This is a genomic window from Bacillus sp. MUM 13 (assembly GCF_001866725.1).
Classification (GTDB): Bacteria; Bacillota; Bacilli; order Bacillales; family DSM-1321; genus Peribacillus.
Genome location: NZ_MLYQ01000019.1, coordinates 23,651 through 49,230, shown reverse-complemented (window position 1 = coordinate 49,230; position 25,580 = coordinate 23,651). Strand labels below are relative to the sequence as shown.

21 protein-coding genes and 1 pseudogene are annotated in these 25,580 nt (G+C 38.7%); 16 read left to right on the top strand and 6 right to left on the bottom strand.

All coding sequences use genetic code 11. The features are described 5' to 3' along the window. Position 1: 1 nt before the first annotated feature. The 8 genes from BIV59_RS06680 to mutL all read left to right on the top strand — a co-directional run bounded on the left by BIV59_RS06680 (position 2) and on the right by mutL (position 11,958). On the top strand, positions 2-868 hold the full coding sequence (locus BIV59_RS06680; RefSeq protein ID WP_071350690.1) for a 2-oxoacid:ferredoxin oxidoreductase subunit beta: 867 nt from the start codon (positions 2-4) through the stop codon (positions 866-868). Between the two features lie 756 nt (positions 869-1,624). After that, on the top strand, positions 1,625-2,665 hold the full coding sequence (tdh, locus tag BIV59_RS06675; RefSeq protein ID WP_170846101.1) for an L-threonine 3-dehydrogenase: 1,041 nt from the start codon (positions 1,625-1,627) through the stop codon (positions 2,663-2,665). 53 nt (positions 2,666-2,718) lie between these two features. Next, positions 2,719-3,897, top strand: coding sequence for a glycine C-acetyltransferase (locus tag BIV59_RS06670; RefSeq protein ID WP_071350688.1), 1,179 nt, complete (start codon positions 2,719-2,721; stop codon positions 3,895-3,897). Between the two features lie 207 nt (positions 3,898-4,104). Further along, positions 4,105-5,646, top strand: coding sequence for a tRNA (N6-isopentenyl adenosine(37)-C2)-methylthiotransferase MiaB (gene miaB / locus BIV59_RS06665; protein ID WP_071350687.1), 1,542 nt, complete (start codon positions 4,105-4,107; stop codon positions 5,644-5,646). Further along, the gene (locus BIV59_RS06660; RefSeq protein ID WP_071350686.1) at positions 5,646-6,074 is read left to right on the top strand and encodes a YlbF/YmcA family competence regulator; all 429 of its coding nucleotides are present in this window, start codon (positions 5,646-5,648) and stop codon (positions 6,072-6,074) included. Before miaB ends, BIV59_RS06660 begins: the two co-directional genes overlap by 1 nt. Positions 6,075-6,675: 601 nt before the next feature. Continuing rightward, positions 6,676-7,209 carry an outer spore coat protein CotE gene (locus BIV59_RS06650; protein WP_071350684.1) on the top strand — a complete coding sequence of 178 codons (534 nt, stop codon included), beginning with the start codon at positions 6,676-6,678 and terminating at the stop codon, positions 7,207-7,209. 159 nt (positions 7,210-7,368) lie between these two features. Next, positions 7,369-9,978, top strand: a complete 2,610-nt coding sequence (mutS, locus tag BIV59_RS06645) for a DNA mismatch repair protein MutS (protein WP_071350683.1) — start codon at positions 7,369-7,371, stop codon at positions 9,976-9,978. Between the two features lie 27 nt (positions 9,979-10,005). Continuing rightward, the gene (mutL, locus tag BIV59_RS06640) at positions 10,006-11,958 is read left to right on the top strand and encodes a DNA mismatch repair endonuclease MutL (protein ID WP_071350682.1); all 1,953 of its coding nucleotides are present in this window, start codon (positions 10,006-10,008) and stop codon (positions 11,956-11,958) included. A 96-nt stretch (positions 11,959-12,054) separates the two neighbouring features. Here mutL and BIV59_RS06635 read toward each other — a convergent pair whose 3' ends face one another. The 3 genes from BIV59_RS06635 to BIV59_RS23915 form a co-directional block, all read right to left on the bottom strand. Continuing rightward, positions 12,055-12,489, bottom strand: a complete 435-nt coding sequence (locus BIV59_RS06635; protein WP_071350681.1) for a S1 domain-containing RNA-binding protein — start codon at positions 12,487-12,489, stop codon at positions 12,055-12,057. Positions 12,490-12,925: 436 nt separating this feature from the next. Continuing rightward, a complete protein-coding gene (locus BIV59_RS06630; RefSeq protein ID WP_071350680.1) occupies positions 12,926-14,341 on the bottom strand; it encodes a PQQ-dependent sugar dehydrogenase in 1,416 nt (471 codons plus the stop codon). Between the two features lie 565 nt (positions 14,342-14,906). Next, positions 14,907-15,125, bottom strand: a complete 219-nt coding sequence (locus BIV59_RS23915) for a hypothetical protein (RefSeq protein WP_205684384.1) — start codon at positions 15,123-15,125, stop codon at positions 14,907-14,909. 390 nt (positions 15,126-15,515) lie between these two features. Between BIV59_RS23915 and BIV59_RS06615 the strand changes: the two genes are divergently transcribed. From BIV59_RS06615 to BIV59_RS06605, 3 genes are all read left to right on the top strand, one after another. Then, entirely contained in the window at positions 15,516-16,205 is a 690-nt protein-coding gene (locus BIV59_RS06615; RefSeq protein ID WP_071350678.1) for an LbetaH domain-containing protein, read from the top strand. A gap of 401 nt (positions 16,206-16,606) precedes the next feature. Continuing rightward, positions 16,607-17,260 (top strand): MOSC domain-containing protein, encoded by a 654-nt coding sequence (locus BIV59_RS06610; protein ID WP_071350677.1) that lies wholly within the window; start codon positions 16,607-16,609, stop codon positions 17,258-17,260. 346 nt (positions 17,261-17,606) lie between these two features. Continuing rightward, entirely contained in the window at positions 17,607-17,984 is a 378-nt protein-coding gene (locus tag BIV59_RS06605; protein WP_071350676.1) for a VOC family protein, read from the top strand. A gap of 329 nt (positions 17,985-18,313) precedes the next feature. Here BIV59_RS06605 and BIV59_RS22735 read toward each other — a convergent pair. From BIV59_RS22735 to BIV59_RS06595, 3 genes and pseudogenes are all read right to left on the bottom strand, one after another. Next, positions 18,314-18,796, bottom strand: a pseudogene (locus tag BIV59_RS22735) (IS1595 family transposase); the annotation flags it as partial. A gap of 445 nt (positions 18,797-19,241) precedes the next feature. Beyond that, positions 19,242-19,721: a DinB family protein gene (locus tag BIV59_RS06600; RefSeq protein ID WP_071350675.1), complete on the bottom strand. Its 480-nt coding sequence runs from the start codon at positions 19,719-19,721 to the stop codon at positions 19,242-19,244. Between the two features lie 169 nt (positions 19,722-19,890). Further along, a complete protein-coding gene (locus BIV59_RS06595; RefSeq protein ID WP_071350674.1) occupies positions 19,891-20,238 on the bottom strand; it encodes a hypothetical protein in 348 nt (115 codons plus the stop codon). 980 nt (positions 20,239-21,218) lie between these two features. On the opposite strand from BIV59_RS06595, the gene BIV59_RS06590 reads away from it, so the two are divergent. The 5 genes from BIV59_RS06590 (at position 21,219) to BIV59_RS06570 (ending at position 25,076) form a co-directional block, all read left to right on the top strand. After that, the gene (locus BIV59_RS06590) at positions 21,219-21,917 is read left to right on the top strand and encodes a sensor histidine kinase (RefSeq protein ID WP_170846100.1); all 699 of its coding nucleotides are present in this window, start codon (positions 21,219-21,221) and stop codon (positions 21,915-21,917) included. After that, entirely contained in the window at positions 21,887-22,588 is a 702-nt protein-coding gene (locus tag BIV59_RS06585; protein WP_240501861.1) for a response regulator transcription factor, read from the top strand. Before BIV59_RS06590 ends, BIV59_RS06585 begins: the two co-directional genes overlap by 31 nt. Positions 22,589-22,845: 257 nt before the next feature. Next, complete coding sequence (locus BIV59_RS06580; protein WP_071350671.1) at positions 22,846-23,874, top strand: alpha/beta hydrolase; 1,029 nt, start codon at positions 22,846-22,848, stop codon at positions 23,872-23,874. A 369-nt stretch (positions 23,875-24,243) separates the two neighbouring features. Further along, a complete protein-coding gene (locus tag BIV59_RS06575) occupies positions 24,244-24,780 on the top strand; it encodes a hypothetical protein (RefSeq protein ID WP_071350670.1) in 537 nt (178 codons plus the stop codon). A gap of 101 nt (positions 24,781-24,881) precedes the next feature. Then, entirely contained in the window at positions 24,882-25,076 is a 195-nt protein-coding gene (locus BIV59_RS06570; protein ID WP_071350669.1) for an ERF4 family protein, read from the top strand. Positions 25,077-25,580 lie beyond the last annotated feature (504 nt).

Here is a 25,580-nt window from a genome sequence, read left to right as displayed (position 1 = left end):
TATGGCTACTTTTAAGGAGTTTCGCAATAATGTTAAACCTAACTGGTGCCCGGGATGCGGCGATTTTTCCGTCCAGGCAGCCATACAGCGGGCAGCTGCAAATGCGGGCCTGGAACCTGAAAAGCTGGCAATTGTATCTGGAATCGGCTGCTCCGGACGCATATCCGGATATATAAAATCTTATGGTTTTCATGGAATTCATGGCCGGTCCCTTCCTATCGCACAGGGAGTGAAAATGGCCAACAGGGATCTGACCGTCATTGCATCGGGAGGAGACGGCGATGGTTTTGCAATAGGAATGGGCCACACCGTACATGCCATCCGCCGGAATATAGACATCACGTATATCGTAATGGACAACCAAATCTATGGATTAACCAAAGGACAAACATCTCCGCGGTCATCTGCCGGGTTTAAGACAAAATCAACTCCGCAGGGATCGATAGAGCAGGCGATTTCTCCTATGGAGATTGCGCTTTCGGCCGGTGCAACTTTTGCAGCCCAAAGTTTTTCAACAGATTTAAAGGATCTGACAGCCCTGATTGAAGAAGGAATAAAGCATAAAGGCTTTTCTTTCATCAATGTCTTCAGTCCTTGTGTGACATATAATAAAATCAACACCTATGATTGGTTTAAAGAGAATATTACCAAACTTGGAACAATTGAAGGGTATGACCCATCAGACAGGGAAATGGCCATGAAAACAATTATGGAAAAGGCCGGCCTGATTACCGGGCTGATTTACCAGAATAAAGAGCGCCCGTCTTATCAGGAAATGATACCGGGTTATGGAGAAAAGCCGCTTTCTGCATCCAGCTTGACAGTAAGCCAGGAAATTTTTGATAAACTTGCTTCTGAATTTATGTAGAGAAATAAAAGGTTATTTTCACATTGTGAAGATAACCTTTTTTCATAATTCCGCTAACCTGCAAACAGCCATCAGTGATGATGGTGTTTTTTATGGTGACATCGGCGGCACATCATTAAATTGGTCCAGAAGTCATCCCTGTTTGTTCTGCTGTGATCTGAGCTGTTGCCTGCATTGCTGTTATTGCACCGATAGCATTTGCTTTTACTGCCTTTATTGCTAGTGTAATTTGTATTTGCTGATCTTCCTGTCATGCTTGTCTCCTCCCCGAGAGAAATGTGTTCATGCTATCTTACGCAAAAAGAGGACAAGCGGTGCGGGAAACTGCCATCTTATTTAAAAAATAGGCAGAATTGATGGATAATCAATTTGTTTTTTTTTAAAGGCTGTTTTCCGCTCCAGGATGCTCGCATACTGCGGAGCGGGCTGAGCCTCTTCAGGTGCGCCTGCTGTCCCGCTGATCCTGCGGGAGTTTGGCACTTTATGCTCCAATCAAGCTGAGTTAACAATGGGTTCTCCTCATAGAAGTCGATAAAAAACAACTGCAAAAGAGGCTAAAAATGAACCACTTGAGAAATTATCACCATTTAAAATATCATCATAAATTTTAAATGGTGCCAATTATTAAAAAAATGTCCCTCTTATAGCCACATGTCCACTCAAGGAGGACAGCGGTATTTACAACTATTTTTCTTTAATGCTAAAATACTATTATACTTAGAAAATAACATGTGCTTTAAAGGGAGAGTGTACATATTGAACGGAAAAATGAAAGCGCTTGTAAAGCATCACAGAGGATTTGGAGCAGAGCTCAGAATAGTCGATATACCTTCCATAAATGAAACTGAAGTACTTATCAAGGTAAAAGCAACGTCTATTTGCGGTACAGACGTACATATCTATTCTTGGGATGCATGGTCACAGGGCAGGGTAAATCCTCCCTATGTTTTTGGCCATGAATTTTCTGGAGAAGTCGTGGAGATTGGAGACAAGGTAACAAGTGTAAAGATAGGGGATTATGTGTCAGCAGAAACACATATAGTCTGCGGGACTTGTCCGCAATGTTTGACTGGCCAAGGGCATATCTGTAAAAATACCAAAATAATCGGTGTGGATACACAAGGATGTTTTGCAGAGTATGTGGCTCTTCCTGCGGGTAACTTATGGAAAAACCCTGCGGAGATGCCATTGGATGTTGCCTCTATTCAGGAGCCGATGGGAAATGCAGTACACACAGTCCTCGCTGGCGAAGTAACCGGTAAAACTGTTGCAGTCATCGGGTGCGGACCCATAGGCATCATGGCTGCGGGTGTTGCGAAGGCCGCGGGTGCGGCTAAGGTTATTGCTTTTGATTTAAATGATTACCGTCTTAAGCTTGCTAAAGATATGGGAGCCGATTTTACGGTTAACTCAGGACAGGAAGACCCGCTTCAACAGGCATATAATCTTACTGATGGTAATGGAGTGGATGTGGTTTGTGAGATGAGCGGACATCCTGCAGCCATCAATCAAGGCTTTAAGATGGCAACCAATGGCGGAAGGGTATCCATTTTAAGTCTGCCTGTCAAGCCAGTAGAAATTAACATAACAGATGACATAGTATTCAAGGGCCTTACTGTACAGGGAATCACCGGCAGAAAAATGTTCCAGACATGGCAGCAGGTTTCCAGTCTTCTTGCATCAGGCCAAGTAGATGTTACGCCAGTAATTACCCATCACCTCCCGCTGGAAGAGTTTGAGAAGGGCTTTGATTTAATGATGAAGGGCGAATGCGGGAAAGTTGTGCTGACACCATAAGCATTTAAATTCTTGCCTGTTGTAAAAAATGAAAATTTAAAAGGAGGATTATTATGAAGGGCTTTGAATACTTACAGAATGAACTGGATGCAATGAAGAAAGAGGGAACTTTCAGGAAGCTTGTTCCGCTTGAATCTGATCAGGGTTCAAAAGTTGTGGTCAATGGAAAAGAGGTTATCCAATTGTCCTCAAACAACTATCTTGGCCTTACCAATCATCCCCGTCTAAAAAAGGCTGCCTTGAAAGCTGTCGAAGAGTTCGGGGCAGGCACAGGATCTGTCCGGACGATTGCAGGCACTTTCTCCATGCACGAGGAACTTGAAGAAAAGTTAGCGAAATTCAAACATACAGAGGCAAGCCTGGTTTTTCAATCAGGGTTCACCACAAATCAGGGCGTTCTCTCAGCAATATTAACGCCTGAAGATGTCGTGATATCGGATGAATTAAATCATGCATCCATCATTGATGGAATCCGCCTGACTAAATCAGGACGCAAAGTATATAAACATGTGGATATGGCATCCCTTGAATCAGCCCTCAGGGAATCAAAAGAATATAGAAAAAGGCTGATTGTAACGGATGGTGTTTTTTCCATGGATGGAAACATAGCGCCACTTCCTGAAATCGTGGAATTAGCAGAAAAGTATGATGCACTTGTCATGGTAGATGATGCACATGCTTCTGGTGTGCTCGGCCAGAACGGCCGAGGAACGGTCAACCACTTTGGCCTTGACGGGAGGGTGCATATTCAGGTTGGCACACTAAGCAAGGCAATCGGTGTACTTGGCGGGTATGTTGCAAGCTCCAGAACTCTTATTGATTACCTGATTCACAAAGGCCGCCCTTTTTTATTCAGTACATCACATCCTCCTGCAGTCACAATGGCTTGCATAGAAGCCATTGATGTTCTTTTGGACGAACCTGTGCTGATTGACCGGCTTTGGGAAAATACGAGGTTCTTTAAAGCTGGATTAAAGGGATTGGGATTCAACATTGGAGACAGCGAAACGCCAATCACTCCAGTCATAGTCGGGGATGAAGCATTGTCGCACCAGTTTTCAGATCTGCTGCTTCAGTACGGCGTTTTTGCCCAGGGAATCGCGTTTCCAACTGTAGCTAAAGGGCTGGCGCGTGTCCGTACGATTGTTACCGCCCAGCACTCTGAATCAGAGCTTAAACAGGCGCTTTCTGCATTCGAAACAGCAGGAAAAGAGCTTGGGATCATCAAGTAAACACGGGGCAGCAATGTCCCTGTTTTTCTGATCATTCCAGGGAAATTGCTTGGAAATTCCAGCTGGGAGAGTTGTTCGAAAATGGATTCATCCCTCAGCAAACATTATAAATTATTGTTGTAAGAGATTATTTAGTTTAAAATGGTAAGTTGTAAGCGAAAAATTTATCTTATGCAATTTTTTATATAGTGAAAGAAGGGATACTCCATGAACGAAAAACAGCGTTTGGATACACAGCAAGTAAAGGCGGACAATTCAGCGGACAAAAAATCCGTGAAGGATTACAGCCAATACTTTCAAGCGGTTTACGTTCCTCCTTCCTTAAAGGAAGCAAAGAAACGGGGAAAAGAAGAAGTAAAATATGATGCCTTTGCTATTCCTGAAGAGTTCAGGGCTATGGGCGAAGGAAGAAAGTTCTTTATACGTACATATGGCTGCCAGATGAATGAACATGACACAGAAGTTATGGCCGGCATCTTTATGGCTCTTGGATATGAAGCAACAGACACAGTGGAAGACGCAAATGTCATCCTGCTTAACACGTGTGCAATACGTGAAAATGCAGAAAATAAGGTTTTTGGCGAACTTGGCCACCTGAAATCGCTGAAAAGCGAAAAACCTGATTTGCTCTTGGGAGTATGCGGATGCATGTCACAGGAGGAATCGGTTGTAAATCGGATTCTATCAAAGCATGGGTTTGTTGATATGATATTTGGCACGCATAATATCCACAGATTGCCGAATATCCTCCATGATGCTTATATGTCTAAAGAAATGGTCATCGAAGTATGGTCGAAGGAGGGCGATGTTATTGAAAACCTTCCAAAGGTCCGCAAAGGAAAAACAAAAGCATGGGTAAACATCATGTATGGCTGCGATAAATTCTGCACGTATTGCATCGTACCTTATACCCGCGGGAAGGAACGAAGCCGGCGGCCTGAAGAAATCATCGCTGAGGTCCGCCATCTTGCTGCACAGGGATACAAAGAAATCACCCTTCTCGGCCAAAATGTAAATGCATATGGCAAGGATCTTGAGGACATCAGATTCGGTCTTGGCGATTTAATGGATGAGATCCGAAAAATCGATATTCCAAGGGTGCGTTTTACAACAAGCCATCCTAGGGATTTTGATGATCACTTGATAGAAGTCCTTGCAAAAGGCGGAAATCTTGTTGAACATATTCACCTCCCTGTCCAGTCAGGCAGCACGGAAATTCTAAAAATAATGGCCCGCAAATATACCCGGGAGCAATACCTGGAGCTTGCTGCAAAAATTAAAGCATCTATTCCTAACGCTACCCTGACAACCGATATCATAGTTGGATATCCAAATGAAACGGATGAACAATTTCAAGAAACACTTTCATTGTATAAAGAAGTGGGATTTGATGCAGCATATACCTTTATTTATTCGCCGCGCGAAGGAACACCGGCTGCCAAGATGCAGGACAATGTACCGATGGAAGTGAAGAAAGAGCGTCTGCAGCTTTTAAATGCGCTTGTAAATGAAACGTCCGCCTTAAAAATGAAAGAGTATGAAGGCCAGGTAGTTGAAGTGCTCGTAGAGGGCGAAAGCAAAAATAACCCCGATGTATTAGCGGGATATACAACAAAAAATAAGCTCGTTAACTTTATTGGACCTAAATCTGCGATTGGCCAAATTGTTAAAGTAAAAATCACGAAAGCCAAAACATGGTCATTGAACGGGGATATGGTTGAAGAAGCAGCGGCTGCAGAGGTGAAATAATGGCAAAGTTCTCAAAAGACGATATTCTTCAAAGAGCAGCAGACCTTGCACAAATGATTTCAGAAACGGAAGAAGTGGATTTTTTCAAACGTGCTGAAGCTCAAATTAATGAAAATCAAAAAGTCCGCGAAATGATTGCAAGCATTAAAAGCCTGCAAAAACAGGCAGTGAATTTCCAGCATTATGGGAAAGAACAAGCTTACAGGCAGGTGCAGGAAAAAATCGATGCACTGGAAAAAGAACTTGATGAGCTGCCGATTGTACAGGAATTTAAGCAATCACAGGTTGATGTGAACGATTTACTGCAAATGGTGGCTTCACAAGTTTCAAATACAGTCACTGATTTGATCATTGAAAGTACTGATGGTGATAAATTGCGCGGTGAAACAGGATCACGCGCGAATGCAGGCGGAAGCAGCTGCATGTAATAAAACAAGAACCCCCCTTCATTTTCGTGAAGGGGGTTTTTCTTTGTTTGGAAGACGCTTGACTCTTTTGGGGTTAATGCCCAAGTCTAGACCCCGCGGAGGCTCGGTGTACGATCCCGGGGAACAGTGGGTCTGGAACGGAAATCTCAGGCGAGTTAAAAAGTCATAAAGAAAAAGGCTTATCGAGGCAATCGGATTATTAAGCAAGGCTGATTGGAGTGTAAGGTGAGCAACTCCTGCTTAAATAGAGGGGACAGGTGAGAACCAGCGGGCATTGGGGTGGAGGCTTCACCTCCCGCCCCGCGGAAAGCAAGCATTCTTTATCGGAAATCAGCCATCTTGGTCCATAGCAGCAAAGTTTACGAAAACAGCCAAGAAAAAAGAATCATTGCTTGTTTGTTTATTTTTTAAAAACTTTCTCAGGAAATCATTTAAACCTTTTCAGACCTTGCCTCAATCATGACACATAACCATATGGGCTGGCATAAAATGAGATAGATAAACAATATAAAACCACCAGTTTCTATTTAAAACTTATTCGCACATTAGACTTTTAACCTGCATAGGATGAATGGAAACTGAATGAGGAGGGTTCGCTAGCATGTCACATTACAGAGAGATAATTACAAAAGCGGTGGTGGCAAAGGGACGCAAATTCACTAAGTCCCAGCACATCATTTGCCCGGCTCATCATCCTTCTAGCATTCTCGGTTGTTGGATCATAAATCACAAGTATGAGGCACATAAAGTCGGCAAAAAAGTGGAAATAAGCGGCAGCTACGAAATAAATGTTTGGTATTCTTATAGTGATAATACAAAAACAGAAGTCGTAACTGAAAAGGTTCATTATAAAGATGTCATATCTTTGAAATACCGCGATCCTGATTGCAATGATGATCAAGATGTCATTGCCAAAGCCGTACAGCAGCCAAATTGTATAGAAGCCTGCATTTCGCCTTGTGGACAGAAAGTGATTGTACACGTCGAAAGGGAATTCTATGTTGAAGTCATCGGAGAAACAAAAGTTTGTGTCGCTGTTAATCCAGATGGCTGTGATGATGACTGGGGCTGTGAATTAGAAGATGATTTTGACGACTTAGATCCAAATTTCCTGGGTGATTTTGAGGATGAATAAATACTGAGATTTATCTTAGGTTGCCGGATGATAACAATCATCCGGTTTGTTTTTCTGGAACATTTTATAACCTATTTCAAAATTAATCCCTGAAAAGGGGGATATGATATAATGGATGCGAGAAGAATCTTTAATTTTGGTTAGGAAGGTTTTGGCAATATGACAGGATACACTCCCATGATTCAGCAATATTTAAAAATCAAGGCAGATTATCAGGATGCCTTTTTATTTTTCCGTTTGGGTGATTTTTATGAAATGTTTTTTGAAGACGCCCTATCAGCATCACAGGAACTTGAAATCACCTTAACCAGCCGTGAAGGAGGCACCGAGGATAGAATTCCGATGTGCGGTATTCCTTACCATGCGGCTTCTGGCTATATAGATATATTAATAGAAAAAGGCTATAAAGTTGCCATTTGCGAACAGGTAGAAGACCCGAAAAAAACCAAGGGCATGGTCAGGCGCGAAGTTGTTCAGCTCATAACTCCGGGAACAAAAATGGATGGAAAAGGCCTGGATGAGAAGGAAAATAATTATATCGCTGCGGTTTCCGACTTTGAAGACGGGACATTCGGTTTTGCTTATAACGATTTGTCCACAGGGGAAAGCAGGGCAACAATCATCAGCGGTACATTTGAAGATGTGTTTAATGAGCTTGCCATACTAGGCGCTAAAGAGGTGGTAGTGGCAAACGGCTTTAATCCTGACTGGCAAAAAAAGTGGCAGGAAAGAGGAATACCCGCTCTTTCGTTCGAGGATGAAACAGCAGAAAGCATGCAATTTCAGCATTTGATTGGAAGCCTCGAAAGCGCGAGACACCGCTTGGCGGTTTCCCGTCTGTTTCATTATTTATTCCGCACGCAAAAACGCGCGCTGGATCATCTTCAGCCTGTTATAAGCTATGAAACCAATCATTATATGAAAATTGATTATTATTCAAAACGCAACCTGGAGCTGACGGAAACAATCCGTTCAAAAGGGAAGAAAGGATCTTTATTGTGGCTGCTGGATGAAACGAAAACTTCAATGGGAGGCAGGCTTCTTAAACAATGGATCGACAGGCCTCTTATTAATAAAAGCCAAATTGAGAAGCGGCAGTCACTTGTAGAAACTTTGAAAGATCACTATTTTGAACGCCAGGATATCCGCGAACGCCTTAAGGAAGTTTATGATTTGGAACGCCTTGCCGGAAGGGTTGCTTTTGGAAATGTTAATGCCAGGGACTTAATACAGCTGAAACGCTCTTTGATGCAGCTTCCTGCCTTGAAGGACATTCTATCTTCCCTGAAGAACGAGGATATGAAGCTACTTTCTGAACAGCTTGATCCATGTGAAGATATTACAAGTCTGCTTCAAAAGTCTCTTGCGGAAAATCCTCCTCTTTCTGTTAAAGAAGGGAACATTATACAAGACGGATATCACGGGGAGCTTGATGAATACCGGGATGCCAGCCGGAACGGAAAAACCTGGATTGCGAGCCTTGAACGGGAAGAGCGTGAAAGGACAGGAATCAGGTCTCTTAAAATTGGATATAACCGTGTTTTTGGCTATTATATAGAAGTGACAAGAGCTAATTTGCACCTGCTTGAAGAGGGAAGATATGAACGCAAGCAGACACTGACAAACGCAGAGCGTTTCATCACACCAGAGCTTAAAGAAAAGGAAGCGCTGATTCTGCAGGCGGAAGAAAAAAGCACGGGTCTTGAATATGACTTATTTCTTCAAATCAGGGAAGAAGTCAAATCACACATTCCGCGCCTGCAGTCAATAGCTAAAAAGGTAAGTGAACTTGATGTTCTGCAATGCTTTGCAACCATTAGCGAAGAAAGGCACTACGTAAAGCCGGATTTTTCACAGGACAGGACCATTATGATCAAAGACGGCCGCCATCCGGTAGTAGAAAAAGTCCTTCAATCCCAGGAGTATGTACCGAATGATTGCCGCATGAATTCAGAAAGAGAATTATTGCTGATCACTGGTCCTAACATGTCAGGAAAGAGCACATACATGCGGCAAATTGCTTTAACATCCATATTGGCTCAGATTGGCTGCTTTGTTTCAGCGAGTGAAGCAACATTGCCTATATTTGATAAAGTCTTTACCCGGATTGGAGCAGCAGATGACTTAATATCAGGACAAAGCACCTTCATGGTCGAAATGCTTGAAGCTAAAAATGCAATAAACAATGCGACAGAAAACAGTTTGATATTATTTGATGAAATAGGCCGGGGAACCTCTACCTATGACGGTATGGCTCTTGCACAGGCAATCATTGAACATATTCATGATAAAATTGGCGCAAAAACACTATTTTCAACGCATTACCATGAATTGACAATACTCTCGGAAGAACTCGGGCGTCTTGAGAATATCCATGTCAGCGCAGTGGAGCAAAACGGACATGTCGTATTCCTTCATAAAATAAAAGAAGGGTCTGCAGATAAAAGCTACGGCATCCATGTGGCGAAGCTGGCAGAACTGCCCCCCACTCTTATCCAGCGGGCAAATGAAATTTTAGAGAAGCTCGAAAAAGAATCATATGTTGAAAAAAATAAGGATAATCCTGAGGCAGAAACCGTGCATGAATCAAATCCTGTAGAAAGTGATGCCCAGCTATCCTTTTTTACAGCTGAAACAGCAGCTGTTAAAAAGTCAGCTTCGCCTAAAGAGAAAAACGTCCTTGAAGAATTAAAAGGACTAAACCTTCTTGAAATGACGCCTCTTGAAGCTTTAAATGAAATGTACAGGCTCCAAAAGAAATTAAAATAACCGGAATATGAAAGCGAGGCGATGGTTATGGGCAAAATATTGCAGCTTGACGAAGCATTATCAAATAAAATAGCGGCAGGAGAAGTTGTAGAGCGTCCTGCATCTGTAGTAAAAGAGCTTGCAGAGAATGCAATTGACGCCAATAGCTCCATCGTGGAAATAGAATTAGAAGAGGCAGGACTGTCTAAAATCAGGATTATTGATAATGGTGACGGAATCCTGCCTGATGATGTGGAAAAGGCGTTCAGGCGCCATGCAACAAGCAAAATAAAAGATGAAAATGATTTATTCAGGATACGGACTCTTGGATTCAGGGGAGAAGCACTGCCGAGCATTGCCTCTGTTTCTCATTTTGAATTGAAAAGCAGCACAGGAGAAGGTCCGGGAACACGAATTTTCCTAGAGGGCGGGTCTGTCAGGGAACTAGAAGCTTCTTCAAGCAGAAAAGGTACAGATATCACTGTATCGAGCTTATTTTACAATACACCTGCACGCTTAAAATATATGAAAACCATTCATACTGAACTAGGCAACATTACCGATGTTGTGAACCGGCTGGCATTGTCCCACCCGGAGGTATCTTTCAAGCTGACACACAACGAAAAAAAACTCCTGCATACAACCGGTAATGGAGATGTCCGCCAGGTGCTCGCCAGTATCTACGGCATGAATATCGCAAAGAAAATGATACCTGTTGAAGGAAGCTCTCTGGATTTCAAACTTTCAGGCTATGTGGCCCTCCCGGAAATTACCAGGGCTTCGAGAAACTATATATCTACGATGATCAACGGCAGATTCATTAAAAACTATGCATTGGCAAAGTCCATATTGAATGGCTATCATACCCTTTTGCCAATAGGACGATTTCCCATTGTATTATTATCAATAGAAATGGACCCCATTCTTGTTGATGTGAATGTGCACCCCTCAAAAATGGAGGTGCGGCTGAGCAAGGAAGCTGAACTGGATCAGCTGGTTTCCGATATGATTAAGGGAGCATTTAAAAAGATATCTTTGATTCCAAGCGGCTTTGTTCCTCCTAAAAAGGAAAAACCAATTTCAGAGCAAACTTCTCTGGATTTGGAGCATGCCGTCCAGCAGGGAAAACAAGTGCTCCAGGAGGCAAAAAAACAGTCGGAGCTTTTAAAGGAAGCCCTTGTGAAAGAACAACCAAGCGAGCACTCTTTTTCCGGCTTTACAGGCATTGAGGAATTAAATGAACAAATCCATCGCGACGAAGATCCGAGCGGATTCCCGGGAGAATTGTCTTCCTTCGGCGAAGATCAAACCCGAGTTATTGAGGCCGAAAAACCGGATGAGCACATTTTCCAAACAGCCGAGGCATTTATGACAACGGCCATGGAGCAGGAAGAATTTGTATACCAAGAAACAGCAGAACGGGTCCCTCCAATGTATCCAATTGGCCAGATGCATGGCACATATATCTTTGCACAAAATGAAAAAGGCCTTTACATTATTGACCAGCATGCGGCCCAGGAGAGAATCAAATATGAGTATTTCTCCGAAAAGGTGGGCACTGTTGAAAAAGAGATGCAAGAGATGCTCATACCAATTACTCTTGAATACTCAACAGATGAGTGCATCCGAATCAATGAGAATAAGGATGAACTGGAAAAGGTAGGGGTCTTTTTGGAGGAGTTCGGCTACAACTCTTACATTGTCCGTGCTCATCCTCAGTGGTTTCCGAAAGGAAATGAAAAAGGAATCATGGAGGAAATGATCGAACAGCTGCTTTCCATGAAGAAAGTGGATGTTAAAAAGCTAAGGGAAGCGGCAGCCATTCTCATGAGCTGCAAAGGTTCCATTAAAGCTAACCGCCACTTGCGCAATGATGAAATACAAGCCCTGCTTGATCAGCTGCGAAAGACGGCAGATCCTTTCACATGCCCGCATGGAAGGCCGATTATTATTCAATACTCGATTTATGATATGGAAAAGATGTTTAAAAGGGTTATGTGAAAAATTCAGAAAAAAACAAAGAAGGCAAGCCTGGCATAAACCAGGCTTGCCTATATCTATAGGTGATGCTATAGGATTTGCTGGGAAGAGCAGCAGTTATCCGCGTCTTCCGCCTCGTCCGCCACGTTTTGTCTCAGTGTTGCGTTTGAGGGAGGATAGATTTTCTTCACTGGTTTTTAAAAAACGGGCCATTTTATCTTCGAAATTTTCTTTTGGCTTGAAATTTCCTTTTGAACGGCTATCAGGTCTTGCCTGGCGAGGCGGACGCTGTGAATAAGATGGCTTTTGCCCTTCAGGCCTGTCAATTGCCTTTTTGATGGAAAGTGCAATTTTGCCTTCTTTTTCACTAATAACTTTTACTTCAATCAGGTCGCCCACTTTTAAGTGATCATTTACATCTTTAACATAGCTATCTGCTACCTCGCTGATATGAACAAGACCGGTCGATCCTCCCGGAAGTTCAATAAATGCTCCAAAATTAGTGATTCCTGTAACTTTTCCTTGTACCTTGCTGCCTACTTCTACTGACATATAAATAATGTTCCCCCTCAATGATTTTAAAAACACTTAATTATAACAAACTATGTTAAAAAGAATCAACTATTGAAGGTTTTGTTCCATTTTTTTCAAGAAAAATTTCAAAATCCGCACTTAGTCTACTAATTAACAGCACTTAAACCAGTGATGCTAATTATTAAAGCAGCATTAGCTGTTTAGCACAAAAGTTACAAGCAGTTTTGAATTGCCGCTTAAGAAACCTGAAGCGGACATGCCAATGAGGTATAGTTTCATTATCATACTTTTCAAAAAGGGAAATCTAAAGGAAAGCGGCCAATGACAAAGCAGAAAAAGACGGTTCGATTACGCGATTTAAGCATGGGAGCCGAATTGATGGGTAATACCAGAAAAATTAAATCTTAGGTATTAAAACGTTTTTTACGTAAAGAGTGAGCAACGTTAATTCTATTTATTTTGATCTTGGAACAATTTCAAAAATAGTTCCTTTATTTAAATCAGTTACTTTCATAGATCCATAAACTCCTAAATATAATCTCGTTTGATTCAAATTCGTTCCCAGACTAACATAATACGCTGATTGAGAACCAAAATCATAATCGGTTTCAATAACACTAAAATCATTTAATTTACCATCGGTTCTTACTCTGCTATAAGCTAAAACACCTCTCACTGGGGCTTGGGATTCTCCGTGCCGGGCAAGATCGGTAAACACAACGCTCACAGTTAAAGCGGGGATTTCATTCCCCATATAAGGCTGGACTCCTGTAAGTGCAGTTCCTCCAAACTTGTCAGGCCGGGAATCTTGATGAAAATAACTAATTAATGGCTGAATACGCCTTACTGAAGTTTTTGCAGCTTCATCGTAATAAGCAATGGTTTTCTCATTCACGCTGGGATTTGCAGGGCAGGGTTTTATAACCGAAGTAGGAATGGCGCCTTCCCATCCCCGCCAGCCAAAGTTAATTAATCCTTCTTTGTCAGGTAAAGATTTAGAGGCTTGAATAAGCTGAGTAACCGGCAGCGATTTATAATCAACGAATGAAAAAATCGATTCTGCGGAGTCCTGGCCGACATTTCCTGCATATTTGATATACTGATCATAAAATCTTTGAAATGAAATGCCTGGTATATTTCGGACGCCTTTGGCGATTACGGTGAGCGTTTCCTGTATAGCTGCCGGAAGTTCAGTAAAGCGCGTGACTGCTGGAGGGTTATTGATAAATATATTCTTAAATACATCAATTCCGATTATTTTACCGGCAATTTCATTATCATTCTGGCTTAAATTAAATGGATCAAAGCCTGATCCGCCATCTCCTGTTGTTAATACAAGTTGTCCGGTTTCAGGTGAAAAGTTTAAGCTATTGACACCATTGTGATTTAAAAAGGGTCTTCTTAAATTAAGTAATGTCCGCCGTTTCTGAGGGTGGCCGTTTGACGGCAGAATCCATTCTTCAACCGTATCGATATGATCATACCGGGTTTCTCTGTTTATCCACTCTAGGTTTAAAGTTCCGGAATCACACGGGTTAGGCTTAAAGCGTTCAGAAAGAGCTCCTGGACCTTGTGTTCCAGCAAGGGAATAATGCAGATAAAACAGACCGTTATAATAAAATTGGGGATGAAATGCGAGCCCGAGCAGCCCCCGCTCATCATATCCGCCAGAAGCACCTAGTTTTATGATACTCGGACGAATATCTAAATAATTCTTTACTGCACCGTTGGTTATGCAAAATATCTCTCCTGCCTGAGTTGCAATAAATAATGTTTCAACTGAGTCACCTGGAAGTATAGTCGTTTTCAAGACAGTGGGTAAATTTATCTTACTAACAATGGCCCGTAAACTAACCTTAGTTTTTTGCAACTAAATCTACACTCCTTCTTACTTAAAAGAATATGATTAGAACTGTTTCATTCAAAACAAGATCTAGTGCGGGGAGACTGATAACCAAACAACGGACTTATTGAGATGAAGAGAATATCGACGATTTTTTTTGAATAAATAGAGCTTAAAAACATTGCACAAAAAAACGGGAGGCATGGTATCGGTTATGACATGAATCATTTCCTATGTCTATTAGCCGGCAGGTATATCATCAATCGGTTTAGTATGAACAGACCTAATTCTGCCCAAGCCCAGCAATAAAAAAAACTTGAAACCAAGATTACTAGGATAGCATCGCAGTTGAGTATTGTAATAGCGGGACCAAGTATAGGGAACTTGAATAAGCAAATAAGAATCAGAATACCGCATAGTAACGATAGTGCAGAAAAAGACACTCTAAGAAATCTTTGTTTAAAAACTTTGAATGTTAATCCAAGTGTAACTCCCAGCAGTCCAGTAGTGAAAGGGAAGACTAATAGTTCACTAGGCTGCATAAGCAGCAGCAACAAGATAGCCAAAAAATATGAGAGAAAACCATGTTTTATTAAATTACAATTGAAATGAAAATGGGTAATGTAGCAATTGGACTTATGCCATAACCTATCCCCGGAAAAAAACCGCCAGCAGATTGAAATATTGCTGCAAAACAGCTTAAAACAGATGCGTTGATGAGTTTCCAGATGGGAGATGAATTATTTTGGACAAAAGAAAAGCCGTCCATTTCTAGCTGCCCACTGAACCAGTAACGTACAGTCCAAAACATTTCACTCACCTCTTCAACTTACTCTTTATCTATCCTTACTTATATACGCCATTGAATCCTTATTATGCAATAAAATGGGATAGCAGAACCAATCGATTGGGAGGAGAATAGGACATCTGCAATAGGATAATGATGTGATGGCGGATAAACATAAAATAAGCGGGATTCCCAGAGAAGGTATAATGATGGCTAACCTTACAATATTGAAAAATCATAAGGCTAAAACAATTCGATTATCAGCTTTAAAGGGATTGGAAAGGCTATGTGGATCTGCAGATCATTTTTTGGAGAACATAGAAAACAAGGCTGCCTATTTTTATAGATTGTCCATTCCTAAATTGTATTTTTACATATTGTAGTAATAAATTATATTGAAAGAAAGGTGATTGTATGGGAGAAAAGAATGATGTTAATTTATCTTCGTCAGATCCTTCACAGTGCTGCTTTGAACCCTTTATAAGCCCTAGCCCCATTACTTCATTTAATCCTGTTCCCCAATATCCCAAAATTGATAAAACAGCATTTATTAGTCAGTTTTCCAGTGTCATAGGAGGGGTAACTATTAAAAATAATGTTTATGTAGCCCCAAATGTAAGTATACGGGCTGATGAGGGAACCCCATTTTATATAGGTTCAAATACCAATCTCCAGGATGGAGTAATTTTACATGGGTTATTGAATAAAAAGATTACATCTGGAGGAAAAAAGTACTCCATATTTATTGGCAATGACGTGTCCATAGCTCATCGTGCTCTTGTACATGGTCCTTGTTATATTGGCGACAAAGTATTTGTTGGATTTAACTGCATTGTATATAATGCAATTGTAGAAAAGGGGTCATTTATTTCTTATAATGCAGTAGTAACAAACGGGGTCCGGATTCGGCCGAATCGATTCGTGCCTCCTGGAGCACATATTGACACTCAAGAAAAAGCGGATGCGCTGCCTAGGGTACCAAAAGATAGCAGGGAATTTGCGATTGAGGTTCAACGGGTCAATCAGGAATTCCCTGCATCGTACCACCTGTTATTGGGTAATAATAGATGCTCCTGTGGAATAGGATACGACAAACATAAGTAGGTAAAAATTGGACAGGTCAATTAGAAGCGGGAATGCATGTCATTTCTTTGACGGATAAATGAAATTGCATCAGTTTAGAGAAAAGACTAGAAAGTTTCCATGTGTACAAATAAAAAGCAAAAGAAAAGAGCCATGTAAAAGGCTCTTTTTCACTTAGAACATGGTGTATAAGAGTATAAACACCTAGTCCCAAAATGATATGAAATAGCAGCTGAATTAATTATTTACGAACAAAAAGCCCATGCCGGAATATGTTTCCCTTGAATGTATCTTCCTATCCATCCCTTTACAGTTTGTGATTACGAAATTTAGTTTCAGGATCAATACACACATGAACGGGCAACTCTTAAATAAAAATGAAACTCTGCACATTGTTGAATTTAAATATAGGGAGTATTCAGATGGAGTTTTTTAAATATAAAGTCAAATCATTGAATATAGGAAAAGTCGAAAAACTAACATATGGAGACAGAACATTTGAATCAGCCATCAGAAAGAAATCTGTCCTAGAACCCATTTTTTTAAGTAAAACAGGATTAAGCAGTGATGAACAAGCCTATAAAGATCATGGCGGAGAGGATAAAGCTTTATGCTTATATCCTTATGATCACTATTCCTATTGGAGTGAGGTTTTACATTTTAGTGATACAGCCTTATTTGGCGAAAATTTAACTGTTGAGGGATTAAAAGAGGATAATGCTCACATAGGAGATATTTTTGCTTTTGGTGAAGCCGTTATTCAGGTTTCCGAACCAAGAAATCCCTGTTATAAACTTGCAGCAAAGTATCAGGTTTCTGATATGGTTATCCGAATGAGAGATACTGGCTATACTGGATTTCTTTTAAGAGTATTGAAAGAAGGGCTGGTCACGCCAACCGATGATTTGGTACTCCTTGAACCACATCCAGGACAAGTTTCGGTATCACTGGTTAATAACGTAAAATTTTTTGACAGGTTTAATAAAGAGAAACTTGAAAAAGTATTATCGGTTGATGCTTTATCTGAAAGTCTGCGTGCCGTTTTATTGAAACAAGTCAAATCCGAAACTACTTGATAAAAGCTTCGAACTAAATAATTCATTAAGAGCCGCCTTTTTTTGCACTATCAGATTATCATGAAACACAACATCTAAGCTTGCTATAGAATGGTGAAACAGAACCGCCATCCCTTTCCTATTTGTGAGCAGTTTCGTTTTGCATCATTATAGTTGCTTCCATAATGAACAGTTGATTTTAATATTAGATTTAAAAGCAGATTGATAAAAAATATAAGTTTCACCTGCAAAAAAAAGAGTGGGATGGCGCTAAGGGTATGACGCGTTAAATTAGTTGAATATTGCGGAAAATAAATTGTGTAACATGATGATATAATATAAAGTAATTGGGTAAGGAGGGAAATAAATGATTAATAAAGTCGGTAAAATAATGCTGTATGTAGATAACCAAGATGAAGCCGTGGATTTTTGGACGAAAAAAATAGGATTTATTGTAATTTCCGATGAAAATAATGGTCAGGGAATGAGATGGATTGAAATTGCTCCAAGAGATGCGGGAACAAGTATCGTTCTGCACAATAAGGAATTAATTGCTAAAATGTCGCCTGAATTAAATCTTGGTACACCATCTTTGATTTTTTTTGCGGAAAACCTCGAGCAATTACATAGTGACTTTTCAAATAAAAATATTATAGTTGGAGAAATTGTGAATATGCCTTCTGGCAGAGTATTTAACTTTGCAGATAGTGAAGAAAATTACTTTGCAGTAATGGAAAAAATGTGAATTGCTAATAAGTGAAAAGAGGCATCAAAACGAAATTACTCATTTTAAACGTTAAAAAACAGTTTAAACACCATCCGTTGTTAGATGGTGTTTATTAATGTTTTCATTTCTTAAACTAATGAACTTAAAGCGTGCGAATGTACAAAGGTTTTTGTGAAGGTTTACTTAAAGGAAATAATATCCTAGGGTATCTGGATCTTTCCACAAGGGTAATGAGTATATTGTTAAATGGGAAAATAATGATAACTGCGAGAATGGAATTGACTATGTTAATGACCAAAATGGCGAAATAACCAAAGGTGAAACAACTATATGTTAGATTGTTTTTATCACTGGAAATCGACCTTTTTTAAAAGTTGTTTTTTATGCATATCTGATATCATTTCAACCGTTGTATGATTGGATTTTTGACACGCTGAAATAAACATTTGCTCCACTCGATTTTTAAATGCCAATATCTTGCCAAGTTCAAGTCAACGGAACCAGTAGAGGTAAATATCCAAATATTTTGTTGCTACCCCTTTAATAAAAACTTCATTCAATACTTAAAGCGATTATGGAAGTTATTGATGTGCTGAATGTGATCAATCTCCTTCTTTATACGATGTTTCTGTCGCTCATTGACCGATTCGTATTGTACCCCCTTCATTTTGGCGAATTATCTTTAATTCGTTGCTGTATCCGTACATAATAAAGCAGACGGGTGGAATATACTTACCTATCACAGTATCAATTTCCTCGGCTTTAACACGACCTGTTCCTGCTTTCCGAGCAATCACACTCCCGTTTCTGTCTTGTGCCGCTACAACGGCAGTTATTACTTTCTTAGGGACATTGTTAACCGAACACTTGATTCAATCATCTAAGCAATCCGCTGAGGAGGAAAAGTACAGAAAGTTTTTAAATGAAAATTACATTCCGCTTCATAACAAAAGGATCGATAATAACAAGGTTAAAGAAGAATTATCTAGAAAGGATGCTGTATATCCTTAAACCCAAGAACTGAAGAACGCACTGTTAAATAATTTAGATACATATATAGGTCAATTGGCATTATTAGATACTAGCAGCGATAACACGGAAAATGATGATATTAATGATGATAAAGATCTTAAATCAATGATAAGGAGCAACTTGAAGATGAACAAAGAAAACATTGATAAGATCTTGAAGTATAAATCTTTGTTAAATATATACTGACCACTAATAAAGTGCAAAAAACCGATCTTTACAGTAAGGTCGGTTTTTCTGTATTGGTTAAACAAGGTCTGTATCAGGAGGAGTGTAACCTAGATGACGAGCCATCGATACTATTTGTCCCTTATGATGAAACTCATGTGTTTCAGTATGTGTTAGAAGCCAAAGGGGAGTCGTACTCCATGGTTCTTCCTGCCACTTTACCTGGTTGGATATTTTATCGGAATAACGGGAATTAAATTCCTCTAAAAACTGTTGTACTACATTATCTACTAACTCAAATCTCTCTCTAACTTTCTTTACATTAGAATGTTCGATTTCAAATTCGTCAGCAAACTTAAAAGGCTGTTTAAGAGCAAATCTCCCAAGCCAGCTTAAGTAGCAATCAGAAACGTGAATATGGGTTCTAATAATAGACGAGTGCCCGAAGCCCGATACTGTTTCATGCAGCTTTTCCAACGGAATATCTTCTAAAAACATAAACAATACTTGTCTTGTAGAACTAATAAAACCGTATTGTTCCTTTAAAACATCTGACATTCAGATCCATCCTCTCTGTAACAATGAAATTAATTATGTATTGCCTTTCTTTCTTAAATATATGAAATATTTCTTTTCTTAATGAACTATTTATCAATTTAGTTTTATCAGAGACTATAAAGTAGCAGTGGGGGGTATACAAGAGGGAATTAGCTTATTGATCACTGCTTTAATGTAAAGAGTAATTTTCAACTACTGTTATATCAAACCTGCCATCATGTTTGATACCCTTAATTTCAACTAAAATGGTACCGCGAAAATCCTTAGTGAAATTCTCGAATATATATTGTCTCTCCGTTATTTTCAACTTTTTATTTTCGTGCATTAAGTAAAGTGGTGTTATGCCTTTGACGTTCATATTAAATAGAGACATTTGTTTCCTTTCTCCAGGTTTTATTTTCTGAATTGAAGGGATTTTTCCCTTGTCCCCATCAAAGGAAACGGAAATGTTCTCCAAGATATGATTAGTATTGTTGTCTATATATATCAAAGGAAGAGTTTGCATACCGATAAACATAATTTCACCTGCTTGTGATTTTTTTTTAACCTTAATTCTCAGATATTGATAAATATGTATAGCGCTCATTCTAGCAATTCGTTATCGTAATAATTGTCAGGTAATTAATCTTATTATATGATAAAATACCAATAATTGGAACGACCCTTCTTGAAAATGCTTTTACATACTAGTCTAGAAAATTGAATTGTTTAAAATTATTTATGAATCCTAGTTTTATTGAGAAAGTAAAAATTGTAAACCCAGCATAGTGCCTCGGAAATAGGCCACTATTAGAAAGATAAAATGAAATTTAAGAACTTACTAATCAATAAAGTGTAGAAATCATCCGTTTTCTTTAATAAACCTTCTGTGATGATCTTAAACATTTGAAAATTTATATGGACTTTATTTTTTAATCTGCAGTATTTAATTTTACATTATTATATGGTTAGCAATAATAAAACCAAGCAGTGAACTAATAAAGCATAATGGATTTTTCAACGGTAGCTGACACCAAGAAAGAGGGTGATAGTTTTAAAAGCAGAAATGATTCAAAGGAAATGGCATTGGCTTGACAACTTTCTTTTTCTGATCAGAACAGTTTGGATTATATTTAATGGCTATACGATATATATCAATACGTCAGGTTTGCTAATGTGGATTTTACTTTTTTGGGCGAGCTGTTCATATATTGTACCCCACCTGTTTTACCGGCCCAGTACAATACATTTCCAATTTTACTTAATAGCTGAGGTGCTGTTAACGGGTTCTTTATTTATTTGCTTATCGGGCATTGATAAATTCTCGATGTCTTATAGTTTTTTATTTGTGCCTATCATGACTGTTGCATATGCTTGCCAAATTAAACCGTTAAAAATGTGATAGGACTTTTAGTTTTAGCTGGCTTCTGGGCTGGCAGCATCTTCGGTGTTAAAAGCAGTTATGCACTTTTTATAGACACAGGCATCTTTTACGGGCTTGGTTATATTTTAGGAAGGTTGACTATTGTCAATAACGCTAACAAAAAATTAATTGACTCAATTGAGAAAAAAAACAAGGATTTGGAGTATTACTCCAAAAAGGTAGAGGAGCTAACAATTAAGGAAGAACGAAACAGAGTGTCACAAGAATTGCATGATTCAGTAGGACATATTTTCACTTCAGTTATAACAAGTTTAGATGCTCTGCCGTATCTATATCAGGCAGATAAAAAAGAAGCAGAAAATAGCATAAAAGAGATTTCCGATTTAGCACGAAATGGTTTGGATGATGTGAGAAAGACGATTCACAAAATGTCGCCAACAAATCATCAAACACTCAGCGACTCTGTGAAGGAATTAATTGCTGATTTTACAAAACACACATTAACCGAAATTAAATTGTCCATTGAAGGGGACGAGACTAAAGTTAATGAGAGGGTAAAATCTGCCATTATCCGCTGTATCCAGGAGGGACTTACAAATGCTAAAAGACATGGGCAGGCTACTTTGATTAATGTGAATATATCATTTAAAAGCGGAGAATTGACACTTCTTATTGAAGACAATGGAAGCGGGTGTGATGAATTAATCGCAGGGTTCGGCCTGCGTACAATGAAAGAGAGAATAACGGCTTTAACTGGTACAGTTAACTTCAATTCTAAGTTGAATAATGGAGTGAAGATATTGTGCAGCATACCTATGGCGAAGGATGTTTGATTTTAATGATTAAAGCGGGGATAGTTGAAGATCAAGAGATTCTGCGAAAAAGTTTAAAAATTGTTATTGAAAGTATTTCTGATATTAAAATTGTTGGAACAGCAAGTAATGGAGAAATGGCAATTTCTTTATGCGAAACGGAAAACTTAGATATTTTGTTAATGGATATCCAAATGCCTGTGATGGATGGTATTGAGGCTACAGCTGAAATTAAAAAGCGCTGGCCTAATATAAAAGTTATAATACTTACTACATTTCAAGATGTTTCAAACGTTTTGAATGCCATAAATGCCGGTGCAGAGGGATATTTATTAAAAGCTATTGATCCGGAGTTTTTAGTACAGGGAATTAAAATGGTATATCACGGAGGTTCCCTCATTCCTCAACAATTAGCAAAGGAGGTTTTTAGTCAGATTCCAGCTAATAATAGCGGGTACTTGGAACAAAACTCTATGAATCATCCGTATAATTTAACGAATCAAGAATTAAAAATTTTAAAATGTTTAACTCATGGGTTATCCAATAAGGATATTTCAGAAAAAATATATCTTTCAATAGGAACTGTAAAAAATTATATTTCTGCCATTTATTCAAAGTTAAATGTGAAAAACAGATCTTCTGCTATTACTAAGGCCATACAAGAGAGCCTTATTGAGGATAAGATAAGGTAAATCTAAAAGAGTGCTGTTAATTTGCAGGCACTCTTTTTTGCGTTTCAATGACCATAGACCCTCTTTTTTAATTAAGCTGCTGTTGTTAAGAGAACGTACAAAAAGAAAAATATAGTGACTAATGGACATTAATTTTTCCTTTTAATTAAAAAATGTTGTGACTTAGTAATGACCTAATGGCAATGCATTTTATTACCTAATTTTTGTAGAGTAGAGGAAGAGCTAAAATATATGTAAAAAGGAGTAAATAATATCACATGAAAAATACTAAGCTATTAATAAAATTTTCCGGAGTGTTTCTTCTGCTTATACTAGTGATACCACTCTTTTTTCCTGCTTGGACCCCGCGAATAAAAGGTAATAATAGCATAAGTTCATTGGAGCAAGTGAAAATAAATGGCAGCAAACAGGAAATCATGATACGGGGCAAAGATAGTGATAACCCGGTTATTATTTTTGTACACGGAGGACCAGGATGTCCGGAGATTCCTTATGCGAAAAAATACCAAAACTTATTGGAAAAAAATTTCACAGTGGTAAATTACGATCAGAGAGCAAGTGGGAAATCATATCACTTTTTTGCGGATTATTCCAATCTTACAAGCGACCTGCTGGTTAAGGATTTATTGGAGATTACCGATTATATATCAAAACGTTTCGGTAAAAAAATATTATTAATAGGCCATTCTTTCGGCACATATATTGCAATGCAAGCTGCATATCAAGCTCCCGAAAAATATAAAGCATATATTGGTATTGGCCAGATGAGTGATACAGCACAAAGCGAAACTGACAGTTTGATTTACACTATTAATCAAGCAAAAAAAAATAACAATACAGATGATGTTTTATACTTAAAAAGGCTGACTGAAAAAAACAAAAGTGGCGAAATGCTTACTCCAAGGAAATATATTATGAAATATGGAGGATCTGCAAGATCTATTGATAACCCAGATGGCGATAACATAGGTATGTTATTAAGCAGCGAATATAAATTGTTGGATGTAATCAGATATAACTATGGAATATCTTTTTCTCAAAAAAAATTACTCAAGGATATTTTGAAAAATCCATTACCTTCTAAAATAAAAAAACTAAAATTACCATGCTATTTTATAATGGGTAAATATGACTACGAGACATCATCTAAAGCAGCTAAAAAATATTTTAATGAGATTGAAGCTAATAGAAAGGAATTTATAACTTTTAAAAAGTCTGCACATTATCCACATTTGGAGGAAAAAGAAAAATTTTATAAATGGATGTGTGATACATTTTTAAGATAAGTGAAATGAGAATAATAGTACGCTATGTTATCACAATCAATGGGATAGTATAGTAAGCCAGAACTAGGTATAAGTATGGTTATCTGATTAAATGATACGATATTAGGAAGGAATGGAATAGTGCTGTTTACACGCAGGGCTCAAGTCCTGCAGGTAAAGAAATTCAGGTGCGAGCGTATACATAATTCTTAGATTTAGCATACTGCAGTAAGTCATAATTCCGTTTAAAATAAGGAGGTAGGATGGCTAAGCTTTTTTGGAAGGACATAGCTATTTGAAAGTCCATGCTACTTTTAAATAAGTGATTATTCTAATTATATGTTAAAATGTTATAAAATAACAATTTTTAAAATAATAGGAGGGGCCTGTTTGTCATTTTCACTTATTTTCCTGATTGGTCTGATGATAGTTTGCATGAATACTATTTTTAAAAACAATCCGCTGTTGAAAAATTCATTCACGGATAATGTTATTTGCCTGCTTAGCAGGCAAAGGTGGTTTCAAGGACCTTGGCTGAGCGGATTATTTTTATTTGCCGTAAATGCACTTCTTTTCAGTTCGGCGGTTCTTCTTCTTTATATTCTTATCTTCATTCAAATACCTTATCTCCATATTGCTGTGATGGGGATTTCCGTCTATGTGAGCATATTAGCCTGGTTTTCTATAGGTAAGTCATGGGATGGGACAAGGAGAAATCGATTAAAAATGGGGCTTATAGGCAGCAGCTTTTATGTCCTTGTTTCTGCACTGATTATTTATAAAGAGTGTCATTTAAAACCAGCATACCCAGGTGATGATACCTTCATGGCAGCTATAGGTTTACTGGCTGCGCTAATTGTATCATCTGTCGCTTTTATCGTTTGCTTAGTTTTTACGGCCTTTTCGGGTAAAAGAGGGAATGTCTGATTTTGTACCGGAGAGGTTTTTGTTATATGAAGCTGATACTGTCTGAAGAATAGAGACAGAAGGACTGGGAGATACTATGGGAAAAACTAAGGTTGTAGAAAATGACACATATCAATCAGTATTTAAGTTCATTGGCGCATAATTATTTCCTGATTTCCATTGCCGCTGTTTTATTTTTTACAATTAAGGCAATAGCGGCTTATTTATCGTATCAGCACTATAATAAAAAGCTGAAGTTCATTCAGGACACACTGGAAGAATTGAACAACAAAGTAACAGAGGTGAAAAAAGATTAGACAAAATGAGAAAATGTTGAAATTTCTAAAGAGCTGTATCAACATTTTAAGAGGCATGTTTCCTGGCCGTCCCGAAAACAGCCTGACTACTATAAATCACTTCTGTAATAAATGAGTGAAGCACTTTCTGCATGTAACATCCATTAGCTGTATTCATTCTGCCAAGCTAAGGAAGAAAAGCTATTCGATTAACCGCTACCCCCGATAGAGTACTTGATAAACCAAGCTATTCTTTTCCTCCATAATCTCACCTATGTCTTAAACATCCAAGTTGGACAGCTATCTTAATTAATTAGATTTCAGCGGCTATCAACCAATTATAATTCTTAATTTTGTGGGAATACACATTTAAAACCATAATAACCTGTTTGCACTTACGTGTTGATGCTTTTCTGAATGTATACAATTCAGCATGGATATTCCTGAGATCAACGCCCTACTGAAGAGTTATCTGCCTCCGCCGGGGAAAGTGTAGAGTGCCATTATTCACTTTATTACTATCGG

Coding starts and splice junctions, on each gene's coding strand:
- BIV59_RS06570 (WP_071350669.1), top strand. CDS start 24,882: ATGACACATATCAATCAGTATTTAAGTTCATTGGCGCATAATTATTTC.
- mutS (WP_071350683.1), top strand. CDS start 7,369: ATGACAGGATACACTCCCATGATTCAGCAATATTTAAAAATCAAGGCA.
- BIV59_RS06615 (WP_071350678.1), top strand. CDS start 15,516: ATGGGAGAAAAGAATGATGTTAATTTATCTTCGTCAGATCCTTCACAG.
- BIV59_RS06595 (WP_071350674.1), bottom strand. CDS start 20,238: ATGTTTATCGGTATGCAAACTCTTCCTTTGATATATATAGACAACAAT.
- BIV59_RS06670 (WP_071350688.1), top strand. CDS start 2,719: ATGAAGGGCTTTGAATACTTACAGAATGAACTGGATGCAATGAAGAAA.
- BIV59_RS06680 (WP_071350690.1), top strand. CDS start 2: ATGGCTACTTTTAAGGAGTTTCGCAATAATGTTAAACCTAACTGGTGC.
- mutL (WP_071350682.1), top strand. CDS start 10,006: ATGGGCAAAATATTGCAGCTTGACGAAGCATTATCAAATAAAATAGCG.
- BIV59_RS06650 (WP_071350684.1), top strand. CDS start 6,676: ATGTCACATTACAGAGAGATAATTACAAAAGCGGTGGTGGCAAAGGGA.
- miaB (WP_071350687.1), top strand. CDS start 4,105: ATGAACGAAAAACAGCGTTTGGATACACAGCAAGTAAAGGCGGACAAT.
- BIV59_RS06660 (WP_071350686.1), top strand. CDS start 5,646: ATGGCAAAGTTCTCAAAAGACGATATTCTTCAAAGAGCAGCAGACCTT.
- BIV59_RS06580 (WP_071350671.1), top strand. CDS start 22,846: ATGAAAAATACTAAGCTATTAATAAAATTTTCCGGAGTGTTTCTTCTG.
- BIV59_RS23915 (WP_205684384.1), bottom strand. CDS start 15,125: ATGTTTTGGACTGTACGTTACTGGTTCAGTGGGCAGCTAGAAATGGAC.
- BIV59_RS06600 (WP_071350675.1), bottom strand. CDS start 19,721: ATGTCAGATGTTTTAAAGGAACAATACGGTTTTATTAGTTCTACAAGA.
- BIV59_RS06610 (WP_071350677.1), top strand. CDS start 16,607: ATGGAGTTTTTTAAATATAAAGTCAAATCATTGAATATAGGAAAAGTC.
- BIV59_RS06605 (WP_071350676.1), top strand. CDS start 17,607: ATGATTAATAAAGTCGGTAAAATAATGCTGTATGTAGATAACCAAGAT.
- BIV59_RS06635 (WP_071350681.1), bottom strand. CDS start 12,489: ATGTCAGTAGAAGTAGGCAGCAAGGTACAAGGAAAAGTTACAGGAATC.